This window comes from Alkaliphilus transvaalensis ATCC 700919 (genome assembly GCF_000621485.1).
Lineage (GTDB): Bacteria > Bacillota > Clostridia > Peptostreptococcales > Natronincolaceae > Alkaliphilus > Alkaliphilus transvaalensis.
Window position 1 is genome coordinate 53,277 of record NZ_KK211287.1, and the last position, 18,054, is coordinate 71,330.

General features: G+C 35.2%; 15 protein-coding genes. All 15 read right to left on the minus strand.

Annotation, left to right across the window (positions count from 1 at the left end; genetic code table 11):
* Positions 1-192: 192 nt before the first annotated feature.
* The 15 genes from T335_RS21185 to T335_RS0117175 all read right to left on the minus strand — a co-directional run bounded on the left by T335_RS21185 (position 193) and on the right by T335_RS0117175 (position 17,264).
* On the minus strand, positions 193-1,170 hold the full coding sequence (locus T335_RS21185) for a hypothetical protein (RefSeq protein WP_051569383.1): 978 nt from the start codon (positions 1,168-1,170) through the stop codon (positions 193-195).
* A 129-nt stretch (positions 1,171-1,299) separates the two neighbouring features.
* Positions 1,300-2,766, minus strand: coding sequence for a hypothetical protein (locus T335_RS0117105; RefSeq protein ID WP_026478613.1), 1,467 nt, complete (start codon positions 2,764-2,766; stop codon positions 1,300-1,302).
* A gap of 636 nt (positions 2,767-3,402) precedes the next feature.
* The gene (gene wrbA / locus T335_RS0117115) at positions 3,403-4,014 is read right to left on the minus strand and encodes an NAD(P)H:quinone oxidoreductase (RefSeq protein ID WP_026478614.1); all 612 of its coding nucleotides are present in this window, start codon (positions 4,012-4,014) and stop codon (positions 3,403-3,405) included.
* 198 nt (positions 4,015-4,212) lie between these two features.
* Positions 4,213-5,793, minus strand: coding sequence for a phosphonate ABC transporter, permease protein PhnE (gene phnE, locus T335_RS0117120; RefSeq protein WP_026478615.1), 1,581 nt, complete (start codon positions 5,791-5,793; stop codon positions 4,213-4,215).
* Positions 5,762-6,493, minus strand: coding sequence for a phosphonate ABC transporter ATP-binding protein (gene phnC, locus T335_RS0117125; protein WP_026478616.1), 732 nt, complete (start codon positions 6,491-6,493; stop codon positions 5,762-5,764). The genes phnE and phnC overlap by 32 nt, the downstream gene beginning before the upstream one ends.
* An 11-nt stretch (positions 6,494-6,504) precedes the next feature.
* Positions 6,505-7,377 (minus strand): phosphate/phosphite/phosphonate ABC transporter substrate-binding protein, encoded by an 873-nt coding sequence (locus T335_RS0117130; RefSeq protein ID WP_026478617.1) that lies wholly within the window; start codon positions 7,375-7,377, stop codon positions 6,505-6,507.
* Positions 7,378-7,613: 236 nt separating this feature from the next.
* On the minus strand, positions 7,614-8,504 hold the full coding sequence (locus T335_RS0117135) for an AraC family transcriptional regulator (protein WP_026478618.1): 891 nt from the start codon (positions 8,502-8,504) through the stop codon (positions 7,614-7,616).
* Between the two features lie 100 nt (positions 8,505-8,604).
* Positions 8,605-9,135 carry an RNA 2',3'-cyclic phosphodiesterase gene (gene thpR, locus T335_RS0117140; protein WP_026478619.1) on the minus strand — a complete coding sequence of 177 codons (531 nt, stop codon included), beginning with the start codon at positions 9,133-9,135 and terminating at the stop codon, positions 8,605-8,607.
* 300 nt (positions 9,136-9,435) lie between these two features.
* A complete protein-coding gene (gene sufU, locus T335_RS0117145; RefSeq protein WP_026478620.1) occupies positions 9,436-9,858 on the minus strand; it encodes a Fe-S cluster assembly sulfur transfer protein SufU in 423 nt (140 codons plus the stop codon).
* Entirely contained in the window at positions 9,848-11,086 is a 1,239-nt protein-coding gene (locus T335_RS0117150; RefSeq protein ID WP_026478621.1) for a cysteine desulfurase, read from the minus strand. The genes sufU and T335_RS0117150 overlap by 11 nt, the downstream gene beginning before the upstream one ends.
* Complete coding sequence (sufD, locus tag T335_RS0117155; RefSeq protein ID WP_051569384.1) at positions 11,079-12,278, minus strand: Fe-S cluster assembly protein SufD; 1,200 nt, start codon at positions 12,276-12,278, stop codon at positions 11,079-11,081. The genes T335_RS0117150 and sufD overlap by 8 nt, the downstream gene beginning before the upstream one ends.
* 12 nt (positions 12,279-12,290) lie before the next feature.
* Positions 12,291-13,697, minus strand: a complete 1,407-nt coding sequence (gene sufB / locus T335_RS0117160) for a Fe-S cluster assembly protein SufB (protein WP_026478623.1) — start codon at positions 13,695-13,697, stop codon at positions 12,291-12,293.
* 10 nt (positions 13,698-13,707) lie between these two features.
* Positions 13,708-14,463, minus strand: coding sequence for a Fe-S cluster assembly ATPase SufC (gene sufC, locus T335_RS0117165; RefSeq protein ID WP_026478624.1), 756 nt, complete (start codon positions 14,461-14,463; stop codon positions 13,708-13,710).
* Between the two features lie 241 nt (positions 14,464-14,704).
* Positions 14,705-15,580 carry a 2-oxoacid:ferredoxin oxidoreductase subunit beta gene (locus T335_RS0117170; protein ID WP_034328847.1) on the minus strand — a complete coding sequence of 292 codons (876 nt, stop codon included), beginning with the start codon at positions 15,578-15,580 and terminating at the stop codon, positions 14,705-14,707.
* A 1-nt stretch (position 15,581) separates the two neighbouring features.
* Positions 15,582-17,264: a 2-oxoacid:acceptor oxidoreductase subunit alpha gene (locus tag T335_RS0117175; RefSeq protein WP_034328849.1), complete on the minus strand. Its 1,683-nt coding sequence runs from the start codon at positions 17,262-17,264 to the stop codon at positions 15,582-15,584.
* Between the last annotated feature and the right edge of the window lie 790 nt (positions 17,265-18,054).

The window sequence follows — 18,054 nt, forward strand, 5'->3', positions numbered from 1 at the left end:
AATCCTTTTTTAGATGATTGAGAAGTTCGAACTACTTCTAAAGGCTATTATATTGTACTATAAATGATATAGTTGTAAAGTATTCCATTAAAAAAGCTACCTCTAAGGAAGGTAGCCCCTTTATGTATTTCACTTGATATTCTTGTATCCTTAAACCTTGTGGTTATTGTTGGATCATTGTTATTCTTCAGACTATAAAAGCAAGTTTAATAGATTAGTGGTCCATTTCGCAGCATCATGGTTATTCATTTCCCTTAGAGAATCCTCCATATCCTTAATAAAGTGCTGATCTAATCTCACGTGATTTAAAGAATTTTTAATCTCCTTCAAGCTATTTTCAACACTTCTTTCATTGTCTGCAAACTCTCTTACGATTTCTTCTCTCCAGCTTCCACCCTTTAACTTTATGGCTTCCATAAAGTCCTTAAGCTTAGTGCTATCACTAAAGATTTCCTTTAGATCAGTATTCCCATATTTTTCAGCATATGCCTTTAAGTTAATATAATCTTCTGGTGCATTGGCCATTGAATAGGACTTAAAGGGCTTCATATTGGAGTTGTCAAAAACAATGTATCCCTTCTCCCGTAATATATCCCTTTCGGCAGATTGATTAACTTTTTCAAAGAAATCATTACCTTCTTCTTTATCATTAAAGTAGTTTTCAGCAAGATAAGCTACAAATTTTAAAGCTACTTCTCGATTAAGGCCACGTTCTTCTACACTACCACTTTTATTGTTAACACTTCCTCTAACTTTAGCTGAAATTTCACTGGCCATTAACGATGGATTTTCTACTTTCCCCTCTAACGTTTTAGATAGATAGTCTTCAAGGGTCCCCTCATTAAAGATATAGGTTACGCCAGATATTTGAAATTCATTTTCTAAGGGATTTAAGTCTGTTCTCTCTGCTATACTATTTGCAAAATCTAGCCTTCTTAGTTCATGGTAATCTTTACGGAAAAATGTTTCATCCAGCTTTAAGAAACTATTTTGGTCATACTCTTTCAAAGCAAGATATCTTTCTTTTCCTTCATTGCTGATATAAAGGTCTACTCCCTTTTCATTGCTATTGCCTTTGTTTAAAGTGGTTTCCCCCGCCATCTTCCTCTTGTCACTATTAAAATATGCCCTGGGAAAACTATTTACGTTATTAGCCGTAATTTTACTCACTTCTATCTCCTCCTTAAAGAATAGCGCTTCTACTTTCTATCTTTATCGGCATCTATCAATGAAAAGTTAATACTTTACAAAACTAGTAATTAATTCAACCCTTTTTAATTCTCTTTGGTCTATAGAGAACTATATGCTATATGCAAAAATATAGATTGGAATCACATCTGTGACGGTACTTCCACTTACAGCATATACCCCCCCTATATCGTAATAATGGGTAAAGGGTCTTGGTCCACTTATATAGTATGACATGCTGGCTGTCGAATGGGATGTATTAATTGTTGCAGAAAAGTTTCCTCCACTATCTGTCGTTACAGTTGCTGTTCTATACCTTAGGTTATCTGGATTCCAATTTGGATTAATAACCGTTACAGTAACAGTGGCATTAGGGAGAACATAACCATTGGAGCCTGCAACACCATTTACTGTTATGGTGCTATTTCCATGAACTCTATAACGGGTTTCTCCGTAATAGGTAGCATATCCACCACCGCTAAAGCCAGTAATGAAGAGCTCATCTGCAACAAATTCTGGAGAAACTGTTAAAGTATAATTCCCCCCTGTTAGTCCACTACCATCTGTTGATGTTACTCTAACATAATAACGCCCTGCCCTTAAGGAAACCATATTGTTGGACATGCTCTCCTTTTTCATGGCATTGCCTGCCAGGGCAGTATAAACTTCAACTTGATGACCGGCTGCAACTGAAGCACTGTCCAGTGTAAATGATCCTCTACTAAAGTTTACATTGCTTCCGACAACAAATGTATACCAATCATTATCGCATAAAGTATTGAGGGATCTTACATTAATGGCAGTACTCCCTGCTGTTGATAAGGTAAAGTTAATAGCTTTTGAAGCATTTTCATCGGCTTCGTAGGGGTCTGTATTAATATTAATCCCTATATGGAGTTTAAAGGGGTGGCTTATACTGGAGCCAATATAAGAATTTACAAAAACAGCATAGGTTTTTATGCCTCCACTGGTATTGTATATACCGACGGCTTCTGATAATGTTCCACTGGTTCCATTAATGTAAGTAGCATACTCTGAAGCATCTACTAAAGTCATATTTCCACTAGAATCTACTTCATAAAGATATAAGTCGTAATCTAATTCTGCTATATTGGGCAAGTCTAGTTGGGCATGAAGAACTTCGCCATGGCCTATATGGATAGGATATACATACTTGTTTTGTCCTTCAACCGTTAAGTAATCCACCACTGTTGTATAGAAGCCATCATCAAATTGACTAGTTGATATAACTCCCTCAGAAATTTTTATTTCATTTTTAGGATTAAGGGAACTATCGATCCTGCTTCTTGCTACCACCTTTTGGCTAATCTCATTTACAGTTAAATCATCCCTTGTAACATAGCTTGTAGTTGCTTCCTTAAGGTTTATTTTGTTTTCGTCCATCTCCTTAGGAAAGGACTCTAGGTCCCCATTCAGTCTATTGCTGTCTATCGTAATCTTTTCATGGTGTAGATCTTCCTTGTCGGCTATTCCATAGGCAGATGTATGGAACAGCAATGTCATCATTAATAGAGATAGCACTAAACTACAAAATTTCTTTACCCTTTTGGTTTTCATCGGATCATCTCTCCCTCATATCAATTTAATTTGTGATACTAAACACCTTTTTAAATTTTCTTCTCTTTTTCCTTCAAAAAGTTAGTTTATTGGCTCCCTAACCTTAACTGGAGTTTTACCATTCTTCTAACCCCTCTACTTTATAAAGAGTCGATAGGATTTTCTCCCTACAATAGACCACCCCCTTCATCCTTTATTAATTATTGTTAAATTTTTAACTATATTTTAAAAAATATCTCATTTTTTACCTATTATCCCATTATATGTTCTATCCTCTTGATAATCAAAAAGTTTCGTTCCTCTTTTTTCATCAAACTATACATCCGATAAACACCCCTTCTAAATAGGTGTTTCAATTTGCCATAGGCCCTACAATATCGACTTATTTTGTCTCTGTTTTTTCTTCTTTATTTCTTTCCTCTCTCAAGAAAAAACAGTATAGAAAACCAATAATATCCTCTATTAAACCCCTTTTAAAATAATGATGATGTTTTATTTCCAAAAGAAAAAAAGGATCCCCTCAAAACACATATTAATGTATTTTAAGACAATCCTTTTATCTTTTTAAATAGCTCAATCGCCTTCTCTAATGATCTGCTATCGGTGGAATAGTCTATCGGCTATTATTCTCTTTAATTATCTTACTAGCTTTGCTGTAATGGTTGCCACATGTCTTCCCTGGAACCTAGCTCCATTTAATTCATTTTCACTTGGCATTCTGCTTCCATCACCACCAGCAATGGTTGAAGCTCCGTAGGGTGAGCCTCCAGATACTTCGTTTATTATCGTTTGTCCTTGGAAACTGTAGGGTAGCCCTACAATTACCATCCCATGATGTAATAAAGTTGTATGGAAACTTAAAATGGTAGATTCTTGCCCCCCATGTTGGGTTGCTGTACTAGTAAAGACACTACCAACTTTACCAATTAGCTGCCCATTGGCCCATAGGCCACCAGTAGCGTCTAAAAATTGTCTCATTTGTCCTGTCATATTACCAAAGCGGGTTGGCGTACCAAAGATAATGGCATCTGCTTCAGAAAGTTCATCTAGGCTACAAATTGGTACTTGACTTAAGGCCTTTTGAGCCTCTAATGCTCCCATTTTTCCAAGAATTTCATCGGAAAGAGTCTCGGGTACCCTCCGAAGAATAACTTCTGCCCCTTCTACTTCCTTTACTCCTTCTTCAACTGCCTTTGCCATTTCATATATATGGCCATATATTGAGTGGAACAATACTAATACTTTCAAAACAACTCCTCCTTTATTTCTATCAATTTTGATATTATATATATATCCCATTATCTGATATCATAACCATTAAAACCTTTATAAAGATAAAGGTTTTTCGTTTAGGGATTTTGAAGAAGTTTATTTAAAAAGTTTTTTGAAGGAAATTTTTAAAAAGTTCAAAGGAGTTTAAAGGAGGCACTTAAATAAGTAAATTCCTTAAGACATTCTCTTTCTAAGGTAGTAGCTTAGACTATCTATTATCATTACCATAACTGCAATTCCTAAAATAAGAAGACCTACCCTTTCCCAATTTCTCCAAGTGATATTCATACTTAGAATCGTCCCAATTCCACCCGCTCCAATAATCCCTAAAATTGTAGAAGTTCTTATATTAGACTCTAACCGGTATAATACCAAACTAATAAAAGTAGGTAGGGTTTGGGGAAGTATCCCATGCCTAAAACTAATTAAATTACTGCATCCCGTAGATAAAATACTGTTCTTTGTATTTTCATGGGAGTGCTCGATTACTTCACTATAGAGCTTTGTTAATACTCCGGTTGTATAGATACTTAATGCCATACTTCCTGCTAAGGGCCCTGGACCAACCCCTCGAAAGAAAATAATTGCTGTAACGATGGGGGGAAAGGTTCTTAATATGTTAGTTATCCCCTTTGAAATTAATACCATAGCTTTAGATGGTGATGTATTATAGGCTGCAAAAAATGATAAGAATAGGGCCCCAATTGCTCCTGTTAAAGTTGAGAAGATGGCTATAAAAAAACTCTCCTTTATTCCTTCTAACAATCTTGGAAGATAGGTTAAATCTATATAGAACATTCTTAAGATCATCGACTGAGCCTGCTCTAACCCTAATTTAAATCTGAGCATATTAATATCTATCGAATTAAACACACCTAAAATTATTGTAAGGAATATGACTAATATTGTCATCCCACGAAAAATAATAAATCTTCTATGGGATTCAATTGATTTACATGGAATATAGGTTTTTTTTATTTGATTTCTCACCAATAGACTAAGTCCATCAATTGTTAATATCGTGATAAATAGCATTAAGATTAATGTAGCAAGGTTATCGTATCTTAAATGATTAAGATCCCGCCACATAATTTGACCTATTCCCCCTGCTCCCACTAAACCTAACACGGTGGCACTCCTTATATTTGTCTCAAAAACCATAAAAAATACCGAAACAGTAAGCTCTAACATTGTAGGTAAGACACAATGTCTAAGAATTTGCAGTCGAGTTGCTCCCACAGATTTAGTTGAATTAATTAGATTTTCACTAATTGTCTCTATATTTTCTTTAAATAATTTTAATGAAATAAGAAAAGCCGTTATGGTTAGGGCCATCATCCCTGGTAACTGCCCTATGCTAAAAATGCTAACTAAAAGTGCCGCCCATATCAGATTAGGTATTGTTCTTAAAAAAGAAAATAGGGTATTTAACCCTATAGAGATATATTTGTTTGGTGTAATGTTTCTAGCAGTTAATAGGGCAAAGGGGATGGCTAATAATACCCCCATAATTGTAGAAGTCACAGCAATTTCTATGGTTTCCAACAGTTTAGAAAATACCTCCTGTCCATAGGCTAAATTAGGGCTCATCATTCTTTCAAATAGGTTATACATACTAGGTATGCCTTTATAGATTTTTATGAAGCTAAAATTAACCATTAATCCTAAGAAGACTAAAGACATGATTAAAAAAAATATCAATACATAAGTCCTTTGATTATTTTTATTGATATAGTTCTTGTAGTTGCTGATCATCTACATCACCCACTTTTTCATCAAAAAATATCCTACCATTTTTTAAAGCAATAATTCTACTACAATATTTTTTCGCTAAATTGACATCGTGGAGATTAATCATGATGGTGATCTTTCTCTTCTCATTTATCATTTTAAAATAGTCCATTACAATTTGAGCCGAAGAGGCATCTAAGCTAGAAACAGGTTCATCTGCTAAAATGATTTTGGGATTTTGGCACAGGGTTTTGGCTATCGCCACCCTTTGTTTTTGCCCCCCACTAAGTTGATCTGCCCGAACAAAGGTCTTTTCTTTTAGTCCAACCTGTTCCAATGCCTCCGTTGCAATTTTATAATCATTATTATCAAATAATCCAAAGAAAGACTTTAAGGAAGACTTATAGCCAAGTCTTCCTACCAGTACATTTTCTAAAACAGATGATCGCTCTACTAAATTGTAGTCTTGAAATATAAAGCCAATTTCTCTTCTTATTTGTCTGAGGCTATTGTCCTTTAATTTAGTAAGATCGGTTTCATCAACATATATTCTTCCTTTGGAAGGTTTAACTAATAAATTAATTGTTTTTAACAGACTCGACTTACCACTTCCGCTTAATCCAATAATTCCAAGAAATTCCCCTTGTTCTACCTTTAGGCTAATATCATCAACAGCCAAAGTTTTTTGATTATATAAAACAGAGATATTTTCTAACTTAACCATTTTTTCAGCTCCTAGTTTCCTGCTTTTAAATCCACATTCATTGATGCTGCCGTTTCTCTAATCACCTGATAGTCTTCATCTGTTGCTACTGCAAATCCATACATATTAAAGAGTTCCTTTAATAATTCTGCCCCCTCTTCTGATGCTGCAATTGTAAGTAATGCATTTTGAATTTTATCTTGCATTTCTTGCTCTAAGTCCCCTCTTACTGTTACGCTAATGTTTGGAATATCTTGTGTATACCCCAGAACTCTGGTTTCTTCTTGGGCATTTGGAAAGTCTTTTTCGTATCTTTGTCTTACATCAACAAAGGTTGTTGCCACATCTACATCTCCATTTAGAAGAAGTTGTAGGGATTTGTCATGACCACCACTATAAAAATATTGGATATCTTTCTCAAGATCTATCCCTTCTGCTACCAAATGGGCCCCTGGGAATAGGTAGCCTGATGTTGATGAAGGATCTACAAAGGCTACTCTTTTGCCTTTGATATCATTAAAATTAGTAATATCTGAATCTGCCCTTACTAAAAATTGCGAACGATAGCTACTTGCACCACTACTGTTTAGGGCTGTTAAAATTACTTGGGCATTACTTTCACTATTTGCTAAAACATAAGCAAAAGGTGGTATAAATCCAAAATCTACCTGACCAGAACCTAACCCTTCTACTACCCCTACATAATTAGTAGCGGTAAAGGCTTCTACTTTTATTCCAATTTCTTCTGTTAATAATGTTGCCAATGGCTCCACCGACTCAATTAATTTGTCGCCATCCCGCATGGGTACAAAGCCCATTCTAATAACTTCTTCCTGATCACTACTACAACCAACCAATGTACCCATAAGTACAATTAATATAAGTAAAATAGATAACTTCTTCATACTTTATGTCCCCCTAATTAATTAGTTTCTTAATTAAAGCTTACATCATTTTTTTTCGTTTTGCAATACAATTTTATAATAAAAATGAAATTGTATTGTATTTCGTAGCCTAAAGAAAAGAATTGTACCCACACATTCTGATTATTGACAAAAAAATAAACTCAACCCTTCGATTGATATCCTTAGATATCTTAAGAGTTAAGTTTATTCATATTTAAGGAAATTGTATGTAAGGTTTATTTCTTCACTACTGGAATCCATACTTCAGAATAAAACCGATCCCCTTCAATGTTGTAGGTTAATTCAAGTTCTGGGCCGCAATCATGTTCATACCCTGAGGTGGGAAACCATTCTGGGAATATCCGTCTCCAAACAGCTTGTATTTTCTCAGAGGCATCTTCATATCCGTGGTCCTCTGTTCTAAATATCGCCCAAGTATAGGGCTTAACTTCTACTGACAATAAATCTTGGGGAGCATTGGCACTACCATCAAAATCAATTACTCCGATCATGTAGGGGAAAGAATCCTCTCCGGTATTACGGTAACACATAATGGAATTAGTTTTCCCTAATCCCTCAAGCTTGTTATTAATTTCGATCTCACCTAAACGTTCCAGTATACCCTTATGACCACATTCCTGCCAGAACTTCGGGATTGTTGTAAAGTTCTCTTCGTTAGTCGTATTGATAATAGCTTCTACACCAATAACTTTAAAACTTCCTTTTTCCTCGATCTTATAATTCATCTCAACATCTCCTTTAATAGAAATATGAAAGGAAATACTAGGATAGGCCTTTAACTGTACTCCCTTTTCCCTTGCCACTGATGGTGTAACCCCATGAAGATTCTGAAAAGCTCGGGTAAAGGAATTGGGTGAATCATAACCATACTTCAGAGCAATATCAAGAATTTTTGTCGATGAGTTCTGAAGCTCAAAGGCTGCTAATGTCAGTCGACGACGCCTTATGTACTCTGATAGTGGCACATCAGTTATAAAGGAAAACATCCTCTGAAAATGATAGGTTGAGCAACAGGCTATTTTAGCTACTTCATTATAATCAATATCATTACTGAGGTTCTCTTCAATATAATAAATCGCACCCTTCATTCTTTCTAGCCATTCCATTATATTACCTCCCTTCTCCTATAGTTTATCAAAGCATATAATGAACTGCTCCACATTTCATGCACTAAAATGTTTGGTGGTTATGTAAGTAGCATCTTAATTAATGTAAAGGATACTCCTTTATTTTAGTGTATGTGAGCCTACCTTCAACCCGATGACTTTTAAATAGATAAACTTTTTCTACTAAAATTTCTCCTTTTAAATGGGATACTAGCTCACCACTATAAACAACATTTTGACCAATGGTGATATGGGGGGTATAACCTCTTTTTTCTAGTGAAAAACCGATACCCAGCATCTCTTTGTCAATGTCTTTATAAAGTTCATGAAGATTCTCTAAATCTCCAGTCACACCAAGCCACAATACCCTTATAGCGTTATTTCCGGGAAATATTCCTAAGTCTCCTAGTTGGAGTTTAAAAGACTTCCTGTTATAACAAATCTTCTTCATAACACCATCTATTTCATCCATCTGTATTGAATCTGCTTCTCCTAGATATTTCAATGTTATATGAAGATTATTTTTATCCTTCCATTTTCCCTTCGTTGAATGTATTTTAAACTGCTGTTGTAGTTGGTCAATTTCCTTCTTCAATTCTTCGTCTATATCAATACCAATAAATACCCTCATGGTTAAAATCCCTCCCTACATCTTCTGCCCTATGGTCACCAGAGCCATAGACTACTTATTATATTCCTCTAACTACTTAGTAAATATACCTTAAGGCAAGACTCCTTTGCAGTCGAAGTGTCCTTTGTTCCATAAGGACAATAGGTCTACTTTTTAGTTTTTCTATAACAACTTCTTCATTACCTCTTTTTTACATATATTTACATAAGAAATATCAGTTATTTGTTGGTATTATTCAAAAAAGAAAGAAAAGCCTAAACTTCCTAGACTTCTCTTTAGATTAATATCGATTTTTTGACTTTATTTTATTATTTCCTTTAAGGTATGCCATGCTAATACTGCACATTTAACCCTTGCTGGCATATTTGAAATATTTTTCATAGCAATGGCATCTTCAAGCTTTTCAAGTTCTTCTTCGTCGGTTATATCTTTTTTAATCATGGCTAAAAAGGTTTCCACCATATCTAAAGCTTCTTCTTTGCTTTTTCCCTTAATTAAATCAATCATAATAGAAGTAGATGCCTGAGATATGGCACAACCAACCCCTGTATAGGAGGCATCTTCTATTATATTATCCCTTAGCTTTATTTCTAAGGTAATATCGTCTCCACAACTGGGGTTATGGCCCCGTTCTTTAAAATCTGCTATGGGGAGCTGTCTTTTGTTGTGGGAGTTTTGACTATGTTGAATAATCAGTTCAGTGTATATTGTATTAAGATCCACTTCCTAACCACTTCCTCACTTTTTTGATTGAATCAACGAAAACATCGATCTCTTCAAAAGTATTATAAAAATAAAAACTTGCCCTCGATGTTGCTGCCACCCCTAAAAAGTTCATCAGGGGACGTGCACAATGATGTCCAGAACGGATAGCCACACCATAGGCATCTAAAATACTGGCTACATCATGGGGATGGGCCCCTTCAACGGTGAAGGAAATTACTCCGCCCCGATCTTTCATGGTTTTAGGTCCATAAATCTTTAAATAGTCTATTTCTAATAATTTATTTAGGGCATAGGCTGTTAAATCTTTTTCATAGGCTGTAATGTTATCCATACCAATTTCATTTAAATAGTTAATTGCTGCTGCTAAACCAGCTGCACCAGAAACATTTTGGGTTCCTGCCTCAAACTTGTAGGGAAGTTCTGCAAAGGTGGTTTCTTCTTCTGAAACATATTCGATCATGTTTCCACCGGTTAAAAAGGGAGGCATTTCATTTAATAGTTCCTCTTTACCGTATAGCACCCCAAACCCCATTGGTCCCAACATTTTATGGGCAGAAAAGGCGTAAAAATCTGCATCCAGTTCCGTTACATCTACCTTTCTATGGGGTAGCCCTTGGGCTCCATCTACAACAACGATGGCCCCCATTTTGTGGGCATAGTCGATTACTGACTTCACAGGGTAAACAGTGCCCAAGACATTAGAAACATCGCAAAGGCTTACAAGTTTTGTTTTTGGTGATATTTTTTCTTTCATCTCATCTTCTGTTAGTCTTCCTTCATCATCTAAATACATGTATTTTAAATGGGCTCTTTTTGTCTTTGCCACCTGTTGCCAAGGGACAATATTACTATGATGATTTGCAATTAAAAGAACAATTTCATCCCCTTCTTTAATAAAATTCATTCCATAGGAAAAAGCTATTAAATTTAGTGATTCTGTTGTATTTTTAGTAAAAATTATTTCTTTAGTGGATTTTGCATTAATGAAACCCCTCACTAGCTCCCTAGTATTTTCATACACCTCTGTTGAAAGGACACTTAACTGATATGCCCCTCGATGGGGATTAGCGTTTTTGATCTCATAATATTTTTTAATTTCCTCTAGTACTATATTCGGTTTATGGGCTGTTGCTCCACTATCAAGGTAGATTAAAGGTTGATCATTGATTTTTTGATTAAGAATGGGAAAATCTCTTCTTATGTTGTTTACATCGAAGTTATACATAAACTAACCTCCTATGGATTTCTGCATCAACAACCTCCCTAAGTTCGAGATCTGGTATATCATCTAATATATGGCTAAAGGAAGCTTCGACAATAAGTTTTTTTGCCTCCTTTTCCTTTAACCCTCGGCTCATTAGATAAAAAAGTTGGTTAGCATCAATCTGTCCTGCACTAGCAGCATGGTTACCTTCTACATCATCCTCATGGGAAAATAGGACTGGAATAGAATGGGATCGTACATTTTTGTCTAGTAGTAACACATACTCTGCTTCATCCCCTTTACTTCTTCGAGAACCCTTTTTAAAATCAAGATTTCCCCTAAATACTTTTTTGGCGTTGTCCTTTAATGCACCACGGGCCTCTATTTTACTTAGACTTCTCATTCCTTTGTGATTCATAGTATAACTTAAATCTTGCTTACTTTCTCCATCACCAAGATAGATGGATTTTAGGTTTGACTGACTTTCAACGCCTTCTAAATTACTAATATAATTTACTACATTAATTTCTCCACCAATATCAATTAAAACCCAATTTACCTGTGCGTCTCGACCAATAAAAGTAATATTAGAATCAAGATTAATTGCTTTATTATTGAGCCTTTGTATCTTTATGATATTTATTTTTGCTCCATCTTTTGCAAAGACCTTTGTTATTCCATTATGAAATACTTGACTGTTACCACCATCGTCGGAGGAATAGTCAATAACAACGGTTACTTCACTATCTTCTTCCCCTACAATAATATTATGGTCTATCACCAGTGGGTTAGCTTCATCAAGAGTATATTTCATCTTAATAATCTCTTCAGCCTTAGTTTTTCTATCGATCTTGATCAGAAACCCAGAATTAAAAAGGGCTTCTCCAAAGGCAACAAATTTATCTGATACCCCGTAGGATTCTTCTACCGATAAATATTTATTAAGGTTGTTAAGGTTATTAAGCTTATTAAAGTTATTAAAGTCATTTAATCCCTTTATTGTTTCTTCTATATAAACTCCTTCTTGTTTTTTTGTCGGCTTAATAAAAGATTTATAGTAATCTCTATATTCTGGTAGGGTAATTTCGCCTATATTTATTCTTTTCCAAGAAGGAATAGAAGCTTCGTTAAAGTTCTTTAGCTTTTCTTTTCTATATTCCTTTACCCAATCGGGGTAATTTTTTATTGTGTTGATCATCTCAAGATTATACATTCTAATCCTCCTTTAGCCAATAGCGCCCTCAAGCTCTAGTTTTATTAGATTATTCATCTCTACGGCATATTCAAGAGGTAACTCTTTAGATATTGGTTCTACAAAGCCCCTTACAATCATAGCCTTAGCCTCTTCCTCACTAATCCCTCGACTCATTAGGTAGAAAATTGCTTCATCACTGATTCTTCCAATCTTCGCCTCATGGCCGATGTCGATGTTGTCATTATTTAGTTCTATAATAGGTAAAGTATCTGATCTAGATTCATTATCTAACATTAAAGATTCACAGGAAACTGTCGACTTACAATTATGGGCGTTGGGGGCTACCCTTAAGAGACCTCTATAAAAGGCATGACCGCCACCCTTAGAGATTGATTTTGAATTGACACTGGAAGTAGTATAGGGAGCAGCGTGAACAACCTTTGTTCCCGTATCTAAATACTGTCCCTTTGAGGCAAAGGTGATTCCTGTAAACTCTGACTTCGCCCCTTCTCCCCTTAAGATACTCATAGGATATAACATAGAAACCCTTGAACCAAAGGAGCCAGAAACCCATTCAATGATTCCATTTCGATCTACTACTGCTCGTTTTGTATTTAGGTTATACATGTTTCTAGACCAGTTTTCGATTGTGCTGTAACGAAGCCTTGCATCTTCCTTAACAAAAAGCTCTACACAACCTGCATGTAGGTTTATTACAGAATGTTTTGGGGCTGAACAACCTTCTATAAAGTGTAGGTTTGCACCCTTTTCAACAATAATTAAAGTATGCTCAAACTGACCTGCCCCAGGTGCATTTAATCTAAAATAAGATTGTAGGGGTATGTCTACATTCACCCCTTCTGGGACATATACAAAGGATCCACCAGACCAGACAGCTCCATGAAGGGCGGCAAATTTATGGTCATTTGGAGGGACTAGCTTCATAAAGTAGTCTTTAACAATCTCTTCGTAATCCTTAATGGCTGTTTCCATATCTGTATAAATAACACCTTGCTTTGCTAAGTCTTCCCTCATGTTATGATAAACTACCTCTGAGTCATACTGTGCCCCAACCCCCGCTAATGATGCCCTTTCAGCTTGGGGGATTCCCAATAAATCAAAGGTCTTTTTAATATCTTCTGGCACGTCTTCCCAACTATGCTTCATCTCTGTATCGGGCTTTATATAAGTGACGATATTTTCTATGTCTAATTCTGATAGATCTGCACCCCAAGTTGGAATAGGTTTTTTATTATAGATTTCTAAAGATTTAAGTCTAAAATCTGTCATCCATTGGGGTTCATTTTTAGTTTTTGAAATTTCTTCAACAATCTTTGCCGTTAATCCTTTTTCTGATTTATAACTGTATCGAACCTCATTTTTAACATCATATATACCACGATCTATGTCTTCTACATAAGTCTTTTTCTTTTCCATGGTCCCACCTCTACTTTATAGAAAATTGGTTTTTAAGTTCTTCATAACCAGAAGCCTCTATTTCCCTCGCTAAGGTCATATCTCCTGTTTTAACAACTTTTCCCTCTAATAACACATGAACAACATCTGGCTTTAAATAATCTAAAATTTTATTATGATGGGTGATGATAATGATAGCGGTTTCCTCTTCTTTTATCTTCTTAACTCCCTCTGCTACAATCTTAATTGCATCAACATCTAAACCAGAGTCTGTTTCGTCTAATATTGCTAACTTAGGCTCTAGGACAGCCATTTGAAGAATTTCATTTTTTTTCTTTTCTCCTCCAGAAAAACCTTCATTTAAGTATCTTGATAAATACTTTTCATCTATACTCAATAATTGAGCCTTTTCCCGTAACAACTTATTAAAGGCTAAGATACTTTGATTTTTTTCTGTTATTGCAGCTTTAGCTGTTCTTAAAAAATTTTCAACTGTGATTCCTGGAATTTCTTCTGGGTGTTGAAAGGACAGAAAAATCCCCTTTTTAGCCCTTTCATCAGGAGAAAGCTCATTGATAATCTCATCTTCCCAAAGGATATCTCCTTCAACTACTTCATATCTTGGGTGCCCCATTAATGTATAGGCAAGGGTTGATTTACCTGCCCCGTTTGGTCCCATGATTACATGTATTTCTCCTTTATTTACTTCTAAATTTAAACCTTTTAATATTTCTTTATCTTCTACCTTTGTAGTTAGATTAGTTATTGTAAGAAGTTTATTTGCCATGTGATCGCTCCTTATCCCTTAAACAAGATTATTGTAGAGTATTCCACTATAGTATGATACCCTACTAAATTAGTATACATTTTTATTAGTATGGTTTATACCCATAATTTTATACTGTAACCATTGGATAACCCCTTATCGAAAGATTTATATGAAAAAATATAGACTCCCCTAAAGATAGCAGTTAAATTTTTACTGCGTCTATCGGAGAGCCTTTTTATATAATTCTATATAGAAATCTTTATAGAAACTCTTTTATAAATTTCTCTGCCTTCATTGGGTTTAACTCTAGGTCTACTAGTGGCTTTCCATCCCTTAATTTAGGAATCTGGTCTATAAAAGTTGGTTTCTCCACCTGATAGAATATCCCCATTGGTACACCTTTACCTTCTTCATATTCGAAGGCCCTTGATAGTGCCTCTATTTTATTAGTTGGATCATGATCCTCTGGTAATTGATATAGGTTTTCTCTATACCATTGATAGGTATTTTCTTTATTAAAGATAACGCAAGGTTGCATGATATCTACTAATGCGTATCCTTTATGCTGTATCGCTGCCTTAATAATTGGAACTAGATGCTCTCTGTCTCCTGAGAAGGTTCTTGCTACAAAGGTAGCACCGCTAACAATTGCAAAGGCTATAGGGTTTAAGGTTTGGTTAATTACCCCTTCTGTTTGAACACTGGTTACATGCCCTGGAAAGGTTGTTGGTGATGCCTGCCCCTTTGTTAATCCATAGATTTGATTATCGTGGACGAAATGGGCAACATCAATATTTCGTCTCATATTATGGAGGGCGTGATTACCGCCTTCACCAAAGGTGTCACCATCACCTGATGTGATGCATATTTTCAAATCTTTATTGGCTATATGGGCTCCCAATGCTGGGGGTAGGGCTCTACCATGAAGGCCATTGAATCCATTGGTTCTAATATATTGAGGTGTCTTGGCTGCTTGCCCTATACCCGATGTAATTAATATTTCGTGGGGCTCTAACCCTAGCTCTGCTAAAGCTTGTTTTAAGGCGGCTAAAATACCGTGATTACCGCAACCTGGGCACCATGCATTTTTTACTGAGTCAAATTGTTTTGTATTGATTGGGTTTAAGTTTGTCATTCTACAGCACCTCTCTTCTTACAAAATCTACAATTTCCATAGGAAGTATTTGTCTTCCATCAAACTTTAAGATGCTTTTATCTATGGTAACACCTGTTTCTTGTCGTATTAATTTAGCTAATTGTCCTGTATAGTTTTGCTCTACATTGATAACAGTTTTAGCAATGCCAGTGTACTGTTCTAATAATTTTGTAGGTAGAGGATAGATGTCTCCAAAAATTAAACCTCCAACTTTTTTTCCTTCACTATTTAATAGATCAACAGCTTCCTTAATGTTCCCTTGGGTTGAACCCCACCCTACTAGAAGAATGTCTGGTGTTTCGACTCCGTAATATTCTGGTTCTATAACAATTTCTTTTAATAGGTTTAATTTCTTCATACGTTTATCCATCATTTTTATACGGGTTTCTGCATCTTCGATAATATGACCAGATTCATCATGCTCATCACTGTCAATAAAGACCACTTGCCCCTTTACCTTTCCTGGTATAATTCTAGGTGATATGCCATTTTCTGTGAATTCATAACGATTATAGATTCTTTCTGTGTCATTTGGGTCGAACGTTGCTAAATGTCGGTCGATGGTTACTTTAGATAAATCAAAAGGTTCTATTGTTTGGTTTGCATCGGCTAAATACTGGTCGCTTAATATAATGACAGGAATCTGATATTCCTCGGCAATATTTAATGCTCTAGTGGTTTGATAGAAGGCATCTTCTGGATTTCTTACAGCCAATACCATTCTTGGAATTTCACCGTGGGAAGCTGTTAGAATAAAACTTAGGTCACTTTGTTCTGTTCTTGTTGGCAATCCAGTTGCTGGCCCTGGTCTTTGGACATTAACAACAACTAGAGGTAGTTCTGCAATGCCCGATAGCCCCAATGTTTCTACCATTAAGGAGAATCCGCCCCCAGATGTACCTGTCATGGCACGAACCCCGGCATAGGATGCTCCCAAGACCATGTTAATGGCTGCAATTTCGTCTTCTGCCTGTTCAACAACAATATCTGACTCTCCTTGTTTTGACGCTAAGTAGGTCATAATGCTTGTTGAGGGGGTCATTGGATATGCTCCGTAGAAGGTTACACCCCCTGCTAAAGCCCCTAAGCCGATGGCTTGATTTCCATTGATTAGCATACGAGTTTCAGCTTCTGGCTTTTCAAGTTCGTAGTGGGAAACTGCCATGTTGTAACCTATTTCTAAGGCTTTTTGATTTTTAGCTAAAATTTCACCTTTAAAGACATCATTAATAATTGTTTTTGCTAGTTCAAAATCTAAATTAAATAGTTTAACAAAAGCTCCAAAGGCAATTGTTGTTTGAGTCCTTACGTCTCCTACTTCCTTTGCTCCTGCTACGATAGGTAAAGAGAAGACACCTTCCTCTAAAGATAGAATCTTTTCGTCGCATAAAATAGCGCCACCTTCAACTAACTTTTCACGATGTACTTCAACAGTTTCGTCATTTAATGCAATAATCAAATCAATTTCATTTGAATGGGAGCCAACAGGTTCGATGCTAAATCGAATTTGAGTGAAATTATGTCCTCCTCTAACTCTTGACTCATAGTCTTTGTTTGAAAATAGGTGGTAACCTGTTCTTTGTAATATTTTTTCTATATTGTGGGCTAATGTGTCCATGCCTTGACCGGCTGAACCACCTATTAAAAGATTGTATTTTTTCATACACATTCTCCTTTTCTTATTCAGCTTTAAAATCATATATTCAAGAAATAATCTATTAAGGAAATTTCATAATTAATATTAAATTTATATTTTAGGCCATCTGCTTTTCACAATGCACCACTCAGCTTTTATCTTTGCATAAAACGAATATAAATTCAGGTTTATGGTATTATGCAATTTCCTTTTTAAAATAATAACTTTTATTTATTGATAATGATTATTATTAACTATAGTATACAGTATACAATATACATTTTCAATGATAAATTAGTTTTTAACAATAACTTGCTATTAACTTTGAAATTTTAATATTTAAAGGTTTTTTATCGATAACTAATAAGAACACAGTCTTCCTTCGGAAGATTTATAGGATGACTTTAGGTGAAAACACTAAGCGACTTACACAATTTAATCCATTAAATTGGTTATCTGCTTATCTTGAAACTCATTACGTAAAGTTCTCTTTTTTAATAATAATTAAAGTGGAACTTCCTATTCGTTATAAAAATATGTTTGTATATAATATTATATTTTTATCTTTAGTAATGGATTACCCATTATTTTTTAAAGCTAACAGGTTTTTGGTTGGGATTTTAAATTCAGTTCTCTAGGGAAAGTATTAAAGACTTTAGTACAGATCATTTGATGGGATGGATTTTTTGTATTATAAAACCCCCAGTGAAATATACTAGGGGTTCTCAAATTGTCTACATTATTAAACTATATAATAAATCGCCATCAAAACTCTACCTGTATCTTTAAAGTTAAAGCTTTTCATAAAGGCTTTTCT